Raw genomic sequence first — 8,205 nt, 5'->3', positions numbered from 1 at the left:
GCTACGTTCGAACTTCTCTTTAGCCATCGAGAGATCCCCTATTCGTGAGAGCAATGCGCGTGTCACGCGACCATTAAATAAAAGGCAGATATTCGCATATCTGCCTTGATATTGGAGCTCATGAGCGGATTTGAACCGCTGACCTCACCCTTACCAAGGGTGTGCTCTACCAACTGAGCTACATGAGCTTACAAACCATTACATCGTCAGACTGGAGCGGGTAGCGGGAATCGAACCCGCACCATCAGCTTGGAAGGCTGAGGTTCTACCATTGAACTATACCCGCCAAGTAGCCTGACTACGCGAAATCTGGTGGAGGGGGAAGGATTCGAACCTTCGAAGGCTAAGCCGTCAGATTTACAGTCTGATCCCTTTGACCGCTCGGGAACCCCTCCGTAAAAGAGGCGCCATTTTCATCACTTGGCGACCCTCTGTCAACACTTTTATCAGCAAAAACACTTACTTGAAGATATTTTTTACCGACTGGCCGGAAGTCCGGGACTGCCGAGCCGTGAAGCGGGCGCAATTCTAGGGGATGTTGCGCCCATTGGCAACGGGTGCGCACGATTGATATTGATGCTGCATTGCAGGGAAGTCCTCCCGCAGCTTGAGCAGCAGCTCCGAGCCTACCAGCCTGCGCGCTTCGGGAGCCACCTGGACACTGTATTGGCTGCGCAATTTTTCCACTCGCTCGATACGCACGTCGTAACCGTCTGACTGCAACTGAGCCTGTCGGGCGGCCGCATAATCCTCCCGACTGAATACACCTAGAGAGATGTTGCCAGCCAGAGGGCCTTCGGTTATCACAAAGCTATCAATCCCTCGCTCCTGCAGCGACGACAGCTTCGCCAGTGCGCCCGAAGCTCCACCCATTACCGACATTACAAGCCAGTAATCGCTACTGCTGACAATCTCATCCGCTACCACCTCCGCCGTTACGTCCAGCGCAAGCAGCCGCTGAAGCAACTGCGCCGCCTCCTCACGATCTGCAAAGACACCGAGACGAATGCACAGCGCTGCGGGCGACGTATCGGCACCTGAGAGAGATGCAGGGTGCGAGCTGATCATCGATGACTCGACAAGGGAATCAGGCACCGGCAGAGCCGACACGCCAAGCTCGCGATCAGGCACCAGTTCGCCGCCCTGCAACTGCCAAAGTGCGTACAGAATGTTTAGCAGCAGCAGAAAAAGGAACAGCGAACGCATCAATCAATCTCCATGGGACACGCCAGCGCCAGCCCATCGAAAACCAGATCGTTGATGATATGGCAGTTTTGCGGCAGCGCTTCGGCCATCCGCTCGGCATCACCACCGGTAAGAATTACCACCATTTCTTCGCCGAGCGTGTGGCGCGCGACACGAAGCTGCTCGCGAACGAAGCCGACCAGCATAAGATCACAGCCGAACTCCACGGCCTCCGCGGTACTTTCACCCGGCTGCGGCAGCGCAAGATCGCCGCGCAGTGACTGCTCATAGCGGATCAGCCTGGTGTGACGCTTGAGGCTCCCCCTCAGCAGCTTGCTGCCCGGCGCAATGTATCCACCCAGATGCTGGCCCGCCGCGTTGACAAAATCCACTGTCACTGCGGTTCCCAAGTCAATCACGACACAGGCACGGCGACACAGATTGTAACCGGCAACCAGTGCCAGCCAGCGATCCATTCCCAGCTTGCTGAAATCAGCATAGCCATTGCGCACGCCCGCCAACTCCCGGGCGCTGCGTGCAAGCACCGGATGCAGCTTCAGCCAGCTTGTAAGCTGATCCATTACGACCTGGTTCTCTTCAGCGGAACGAACACTGACCAGCCGGCAACCATGAATCTCGCGCTCCTGACCACCCAGCAGTCGTTGCAACTCGACCAGATCAGGCGCCATATCCCGATCGCGGACGCGCCCCTCGCGATCCAGCAGCCGCCATTTGATCAGGGTATTGCCGCAGTCCAACTCAAGAAGCATGGTTCAACCTCAGACTCACTTCACCACCGCTGATTTCAACGTCACCGCTTTCGGTATGCAGCAGCAGCGCGCCCCGGGCATTGACACCCGCATCCACTCCATAGAGCTCATTACTCCCGGACACCACTTTTACGGCCCTGCCCGCCCATGCGTTGCGCGCGATCCATTGCTGCTGGAACGGAGCAAAGCCCTGGCGACGGAAAACGTCCAGCGCTGGAGCCAAACGCCGAAGGAGCGCAGCAATCAACTCATTGCGATCCAGTGTCGCATGCTGCCCGGAGCGCAAAAGCGACGTCCATTCCTGATCAATATTGGCCGCAGAGTCGAGTAGCACGTTGACGCCCACGCCAATGACGACAACAGCATCGCCCGTCAGGTCACCCGAGATTTCGAGAAGAATGCCGGCGAGCTTGGCATTATCAAGCAGCACATCATTCGGCCACTTGAGTCGGCAGCCTCGATAGCCAACATCTTCAAGCGCCTGCACAAGACATAGTCCGACGAGCAGGCTGAGCCCCTCGAGCCCCGCACCGCCAGCAGAGACAGGCTCGGCCAGGGAGATATAGATATTCTGGGCATACGGACTTGCCCATTGCCGTCCGCGCCGCCCGCGCCCAGCCAGCTGCTGCTCCGCCAGCACGATAAGCGGCAGGGGCCGCTGCGGATCCAGAGCGCGCTGCGCCTGCGCGTTGGTTGAGTCAACCTGCTCCTGCACAAACCACCGCCAGCGCGCTGCAAGTTCTGCCGGCAGTAATGACTGTATCTTCTCGGCATTGAGCATGCTCGCACCGGGCGGCAGCCGATACCCCTTGCCACGGACCCGCTGCAGCGGATAGCCATCGTCTTCCAGCCGCTTGAGAACCTTCCAGACTGCAGCGCGGCTAACCCCCAGCTCTGAGCCGATAGCCTCGCCGGAGTGGAAGCGCCCGTCGGCTAGCAATGCAAGTATCTCGCTGAGCATGGTTGGCTGTACCTGTGGCAATGAACGGCACATGATACCGTTGGCGGCCGACCGTCGCTATCCTCTCGGCCGACGCGACCAGAATGGACGCCGCAACTCCTCGCGAGCATCTGCGAGGCTGATACCCACATCCTTCATCTCTGCCTCAGTCATCGTCGCCAACAGACGGCGCTCATAGCACCAACGTCGCCAGCGCCCAAGCGCGTGCCACCCTGCTCGACACAGCAACGCAGCCCACCCACCTCGATCAACACACTTGCACATAAGCATTCCTCCAGATCGCACTGGAGAAATTGTCCCGATCGGCATAGGATCAATCCAACGAATGCTTTTTATGCAAACCATCTTTAGGATTGATGAATGGCCAGTTACCCAACTATCGATAGCGAGCTGCTTCGCACCTTCGTCGCCATTGCAGACCAAGGCGGCTATACCCGAGCAGCGGAACAGGTCAATCGCACGCAATCTGCTGTTAGCATGCAGATGAAACGGCTAGAGGAAGACGTGGTACAGCGCAGCCTGTTTCAGCGCAACGGACGTCAGATGCTGCTTACCGCCGAAGGCGAACTATTGCTGGGCTACGCACGACGAATCCTGCGCCTGCAGGGGGAAGCGCTGAACAGCCTGCGCGCACCGCACATGGTCGGCCTGGTACGCATCGGCACACCCGACGATTACGTTACGCGCTTCCTGCCGGGCGTACTGGCCCGCTTTGCGCAGGCATTTCCACTGGTGCAAGTCGAGATGCACTGCGAGCCATCGTTTCAGCTACTCCAGCGCCAGGATCTCGATCTGACCATCGTCACTCGAGAGCCAGGCAAGGAAATCGGCCAACTGCTGCGTCAGGAAGAGGTGGTATGGGCACAGGCAGACAACGCCATGCTGCACGAGCGCAGCACCCTGCCGCTGGCGATGTTCAACGCAGATTGCTTCTGCAGAAACTGGGCCTGTAATGCGCTGGACACCCTGAACCGCGATTATCGTGTGGCCTACAGCAGCCCGAGTCTGTCCGCGATTCTGGCCGTGGTCGGAGCAGGGCTTGCGATCACGGCACAGCTACGGAGCCTTATCCCGGCTGACATGCGCATCATCGGCAAGGAAGAAGGATTACCAGACATGCCCATGGCAAGCATCGTGCTGCTGCGTAACCCGCGTAGCCAGTCACCGGTTACCGAATGTCTGGCCGAGCATATTGCCGAGGGCTTCCGTCAGCACTAACCCCAATAGAAGGTGCCCGGACTTGCGCAATCAGGCCGGAACAGGTGGCCTACATCCGGCACAGCGAAGCAGCGATCACCCCGTTGCGGTTGCCACCCATTGTACTCGGCGTGGGTAATGCCCACCTCCCAGAGCTGAGGCGCATCCCATCCACAGGGCCGCAGCTCGAGTCGCACTTCAGCCCCCACCAGACTGATCGACTCCACCTGCAGCGGCAAATGCGCGTGTTCCACAGGATGGAGCTGAAGGCGAACCTCGTGGGGGCGCAAATACAGCTGAGCGGCCCCGGAAGGAACCGCCTCGGGCAGGCGTATCCAGGCATCGCGCTGAGCAATACGCTGATTGGCTATCTCGCCTGCCAGCACATTTACATGGCCGAGAAAGTCGAATACAAACTGGCTGACCGGACGGGCATACAGCGCCTGCGGTTGATCGACCTGCTCAATCTGGCCTGCACTCATCACCACAACACGATCAGACAGCTCCAGCGCCTCCTCCTGATCGTGGGTCACAAACACACTGGTGAAGTTCAATTCGTCATGCAGGTTTCGCAACCAGCGGCGCAGATCCTTGCGCACCTTCGCATCAAGCGCACCAAAGGGCTCATCCAGCAGCAGTATCTGCGGCTGCATCGCAAGCGCTCGCGCCAGGGCGATTCGCTGCTTCTGTCCGCCTGATAGCTGGGAGGGATAGCGGTCCGCCAGATGGGACAACTGCACCATCTCCAGCAACTCACCAACGCGCTTACGTATTTCCGCTGCCGAAGGACGCTGGCGGCGCGGCAGTACATCCAGCCCGAAGGCGACGTTGTCAGCAACGGTCATGTGGCGGAACAGCGCATAGTGCTGGAAGACGAAACCGACCTTGCGCTCACGCACGTGCAGACGGGTTACATCCTGCCCGTGAAACAGAATGCGTCCGGCATTGGCACTTTCCAGCCCCGCAATAATCCGCAGCAACGTGGTTTTGCCGGAGCCGGACGGCCCCAACAGACCAACCAGCTCTCCATCCGGGATCTCAAGCGAAATGTCGCGCAGGGCACGGAAGCTACCGAATGACTTGTCGATGTTCTCGAGGGTAATACTCATCAGTGTGAATCCGTCCGTACCGCCGGCGTCGCCTGCTGACGAGCCTGACGCCATTCGATCATGCTTTTGACCAGCAGCGTCAGCAGCGCAATACCGGCCAGCAGCGAGGCACTGGTAAATGCCCCAACTGCGTTGTAGTCCTGATACAACAACTCAACGTGCAGCGGCAGCGTGTTGGTTTCGCCGCGGATGTTACCGGAGACAACCGACACCGCACCGAATTCGCCAACCGCCCGGGCATTGGTCAGCACAACACCATAAATCAGCGCCCATTGGATGTTGGGCAAGGTAACGCGCCGGAACAGCTGCCACCCGCTGGCTCCCAAAACAACACCCGCTTCTTCCTCCTCCCGCCCCTGCTGCTGCATCAACGGAATCAGCTCGCGCGCAACGAACGGACAAGTTACAAACACCGTAACCATGACGATACCTGGCCAGGCAAACATCAACTGGATGTCGTAATCCATCAGCCACTCACCGAGCCAGCCGTTACTGCCGTAGAGCAGCAGATATAACAAGCCGGCGACCACCGGGGATACCGCGAACGGAATATCAATAAGGGTGATCAATGCCTTGCGGCCGGGAAACTCAAAGCGGGTAACCAGCCAGGCCAGAAAGATACCGAACACCAGATTGATCGGCACCGTAAGCGCCGCGACAAGCAGCGTCAGACCAATCGCACTCAGCGTGTATTCATCCGTCAGATTAGCCCAGAAGGTTTCAGCGCCGGCGGAAAACGCCTGCACAAAAATGATCGCCAGCGGTACCACCAGCACCAGCGCAACAACGAGCAAAGCCAGACTCACCAGAGACCACTTGACCCATGCCTGATCGGCGATACGCAACCGTGCCTGCTTATGCATATTGGACTCTCACCGGCCGTGCAGCCGACGCAGATAACGCGCCTGCCAGATATTGATCGAAAACAGCAGCACCAGCGAGGCCATCAGCACAACGGACGCAATCGCGCTCGCGGCTGCATAGTCGAACTCCTGCAGCCGGATAAAGATCATCAAACTGGTTATCTCACTGACATACGGCATGTTGCCGGCGATAAAGATCACCGCACCAAACTCACCCAGACTGCGCGTAAACGACAGCGCAACACCAGTCATCAGTGCCGGCCACAGTGCGGGAAACACAACACGACGAAACACGGTAAGATCGGAGGCGCCCATAGTCACGGCCGCCTCTTCGTCTTCCGGCGCCAAATCCTCAAGAACCGGCTGAACCGTGCGCACTACAAACGGCAAGCTGGTAAAAGCCATAGCCACAATAATGCCCAATGGCGTGAACGCAACCTTGATGCCAAGCAGCGCGAGCAATTGACCGTACCAGCCATTTTCGGCGAACAGTGCCGCAAGAGTAATGCCGGCAACGGCGGTGGGAAGGGCAAACGGCAGGTCGATCAGCGCGTCAATGATGCGCTTGCCGGGAAACTCGTACCTTACCAGCACCCAGGCCAGCAGCAGCCCTGCAACACCATTGAACAGCGACGCAAAGAAAGCAGCCCAGAGCGTGACCTTGTAGGACGCTATTACCCGCTCGTCTGTGATGACAGCCCAATACTGCGACCAGCTCATCTCCGCTGTCTGCGCAATCAGCCCCGTGACAGGCAGCAGCAAAACCAGGCTGATGAACAGCAGCGAAATGCCCATGCTAAGAGCGAAACCCGGCAGCACGCGCTTGCCGGGTCTTGCATCAAACAGCGACCAACCGCCTGAGCTACGATTCATACTGCTCATTCAACGGCGCTGCAGCTGATCCAGCTTGCCGCCACTGCCAAAGTGAACGGTCATCGCCGTCGCCCAATCGCCGGTAATCTCCTCGATCGGCAGCAGCTCCAACTCGGGGAAGCGATCAGCAAACTCGGCCTTCACCGCCTCGTCATGGACACGGTAATTGAAACCGGCAATCAGGCGCTGAGCTTCTTCGCTATACAGGTATTCCAGATATTCCCTGGCGACATCGGCCGTACCGTTACGCTCTACGTTGCGGTCTATCCAGGTAACCGGAAACTCGGCAAGGAAGCTGACCTTAGGCACTACGACCTGGTACTCACCCGGCGGATACTGGGCAGCAATGTTGTTAACTTCCGACTCAAACGTCAGCAGCACGTCACCGATGCCCCGCTCGATAAAGGTGGTGGTCGCGCCGCGCCCACCGGTATCAAATACAGCGACGTTGCCAAGAAAGTTACGCAGGAACTCGTCAATGGCTGTCTGATCATCGCCAAACGTCTTTTGTGCGTAGCCGAGCGCGGCAAGGTAGGTATAGCGGCCGTTACCCGAGGTTTTCGGGTTTGGCAGAACAGAGCTGACATCGTCACGCACCAGGTCGTCCCAGTTCCGAATGTTTTTCGGATTACCCTTGCGCACCAGAAACGCCATGGTCGAGTAATAAGGCGAGGACGCGTTCGGCAGCCGCTCACGCCAGTCGGCCGGAATCAGATTCCCGCGCTGGTGGAGAATGTCCACGTCGGTAACCTGGTTGTAAGTCACCACGTCTGCTCGCAACCCCTGAATGATTGCCTGGGCCTGCTTCGAAGAGCCACCGTGGGATTGTTTGATCTCTACCGTTTTTCCGCTCTCATCCAACCAGTGCTGTGTGAACAACTCGTTGTACGAAGCAAACAGCTCTCGGGCAATATCGTAGGAGGAGTTCAGAATCTCTTGGTCAGCAGCCTGAGCATTTGCCATGCCAACACTACCGGTAACGGCCAGAGTGACGACCAATCGTTTGATCAGTTTGCCGGGTGACTGAAACATTGCATCCTCCACACGCACTAGGCGCCTTTTTGAATAGGACGCCAAGATTACAAGCCAGACGGACTTAGAACAACAAGCTGCTTAGACGGATTTGCTTATTCCATCTAACGCTAAGACATAAGCAATTGACGGCTCAGGCGTCCGGATTATCGGCATGATCCTGCCGCCCGCAGCAGCGCCGACCTAGGCGAACTTTCCGTCCGCGCAAAGAAGAA

9 protein-coding genes and 3 tRNA genes are annotated in these 8,205 nt (G+C 58.0%); 1 reads left to right on the top strand and 11 read right to left on the bottom strand.

Annotation, left to right across the window (positions count from 1 at the left end; all coding sequences use genetic code 11):
- Positions 1-112: 112 nt before the first annotated feature.
- From B7O88_RS17580 to B7O88_RS18340, 7 genes are all read right to left on the bottom strand, one after another.
- Positions 113-188: transfer RNA gene (locus tag B7O88_RS17580), tRNA-Thr, on the bottom strand.
- Between the two features lie 24 nt (positions 189-212).
- Positions 213-286 (bottom strand) — tRNA-Gly (locus tag B7O88_RS17575).
- Positions 287-310: 24 nt separating this feature from the next.
- Positions 311-395, bottom strand: a tRNA-Tyr gene (locus B7O88_RS17570).
- Between the two features lie 133 nt (positions 396-528).
- Entirely contained in the window at positions 529-1,206 is a 678-nt protein-coding gene (locus tag B7O88_RS17565) for an SPOR domain-containing protein (RefSeq protein WP_088278072.1), read from the bottom strand.
- Positions 1,206-1,955, bottom strand: a complete 750-nt coding sequence (locus B7O88_RS17560) for a type III pantothenate kinase (RefSeq protein ID WP_088278070.1) — start codon at positions 1,953-1,955, stop codon at positions 1,206-1,208. Before B7O88_RS17560 ends, B7O88_RS17565 begins: the two co-directional genes overlap by 1 nt.
- Positions 1,945-2,916: a bifunctional biotin--[acetyl-CoA-carboxylase] ligase/biotin operon repressor BirA gene (birA, locus tag B7O88_RS17555; RefSeq protein ID WP_160003211.1), complete on the bottom strand. Its 972-nt coding sequence runs from the start codon at positions 2,914-2,916 to the stop codon at positions 1,945-1,947. Before birA ends, B7O88_RS17560 begins: the two co-directional genes overlap by 11 nt.
- 57 nt (positions 2,917-2,973) lie before the next feature.
- Complete coding sequence (locus B7O88_RS18340) at positions 2,974-3,180, bottom strand: DUF1127 domain-containing protein (RefSeq protein ID WP_412779082.1); 207 nt, start codon at positions 3,178-3,180, stop codon at positions 2,974-2,976.
- A 96-nt stretch (positions 3,181-3,276) separates the two neighbouring features.
- On the opposite strand from B7O88_RS18340, the gene B7O88_RS17550 reads away from it, so the two are divergent.
- Positions 3,277-4,134, top strand: a complete 858-nt coding sequence (locus B7O88_RS17550) for a LysR substrate-binding domain-containing protein (RefSeq protein WP_088278066.1) — start codon at positions 3,277-3,279, stop codon at positions 4,132-4,134.
- On the opposite strand, the gene B7O88_RS17545 is transcribed toward B7O88_RS17550, so the two are convergent.
- From B7O88_RS17545 to cysP, 4 genes are read right to left on the bottom strand one after another with little or no spacing between them, the layout of a single operon-like run.
- A complete protein-coding gene (locus tag B7O88_RS17545; RefSeq protein WP_088278064.1) occupies positions 4,131-5,222 on the bottom strand; it encodes a sulfate/molybdate ABC transporter ATP-binding protein in 1,092 nt (363 codons plus the stop codon). The genes B7O88_RS17550 and B7O88_RS17545 overlap by 4 nt on opposite strands.
- Positions 5,222-6,085, bottom strand: a complete 864-nt coding sequence (gene cysW / locus B7O88_RS17540) for a sulfate/thiosulfate ABC transporter permease CysW (protein ID WP_088278062.1) — start codon at positions 6,083-6,085, stop codon at positions 5,222-5,224. Before cysW ends, B7O88_RS17545 begins: the two co-directional genes overlap by 1 nt.
- A 9-nt stretch (positions 6,086-6,094) precedes the next feature.
- Positions 6,095-6,958: a sulfate/thiosulfate ABC transporter permease CysT gene (gene cysT, locus B7O88_RS17535; protein ID WP_200818489.1), complete on the bottom strand. Its 864-nt coding sequence runs from the start codon at positions 6,956-6,958 to the stop codon at positions 6,095-6,097.
- 9 nt (positions 6,959-6,967) lie between these two features.
- A complete protein-coding gene (gene cysP / locus B7O88_RS17530; protein WP_088278058.1) occupies positions 6,968-7,990 on the bottom strand; it encodes a thiosulfate ABC transporter substrate-binding protein CysP in 1,023 nt (340 codons plus the stop codon).
- Between the last annotated feature and the right edge of the window lie 215 nt (positions 7,991-8,205).

Source organism: Halopseudomonas aestusnigri, assembly GCF_002197985.1.
Taxonomy (GTDB): Bacteria; Pseudomonadota; Gammaproteobacteria; order Pseudomonadales; family Pseudomonadaceae; genus Halopseudomonas; species Halopseudomonas aestusnigri.
This window is presented reverse-complemented; position numbering and strand designations above follow the sequence as displayed.

Excerpts from the sequence above, each read along its gene's own strand:
- B7O88_RS17565 (WP_088278072.1), bottom strand. The coding sequence starts at position 1,206 with ATGCGTTCGCTGTTCCTTTTTCTGCTGCTGCTAAACATTCTGTACGCA.
- B7O88_RS17560 (WP_088278070.1), bottom strand. The coding sequence starts at position 1,955 with ATGCTTCTTGAGTTGGACTGCGGCAATACCCTGATCAAATGGCGGCTG.
- birA (WP_160003211.1), bottom strand. The coding sequence starts at position 2,916 with ATGCTCAGCGAGATACTTGCATTGCTAGCCGACGGGCGCTTCCACTCC.
- B7O88_RS18340 (WP_412779082.1), bottom strand. The coding sequence starts at position 3,180 with ATGTGCAAGTGTGTTGATCGAGGTGGGTGGGCTGCGTTGCTGTGTCGA.
- B7O88_RS17550 (WP_088278066.1), top strand. The coding sequence starts at position 3,277 with ATGGCCAGTTACCCAACTATCGATAGCGAGCTGCTTCGCACCTTCGTC.
- B7O88_RS17545 (WP_088278064.1), bottom strand. The coding sequence starts at position 5,222 with ATGAGTATTACCCTCGAGAACATCGACAAGTCATTCGGTAGCTTCCGT.
- cysW (WP_088278062.1), bottom strand. The coding sequence starts at position 6,085 with ATGCATAAGCAGGCACGGTTGCGTATCGCCGATCAGGCATGGGTCAAG.
- cysT (WP_200818489.1), bottom strand. The coding sequence starts at position 6,958 with ATGAATCGTAGCTCAGGCGGTTGGTCGCTGTTTGATGCAAGACCCGGC.
- cysP (WP_088278058.1), bottom strand. The coding sequence starts at position 7,990 with ATGTTTCAGTCACCCGGCAAACTGATCAAACGATTGGTCGTCACTCTG.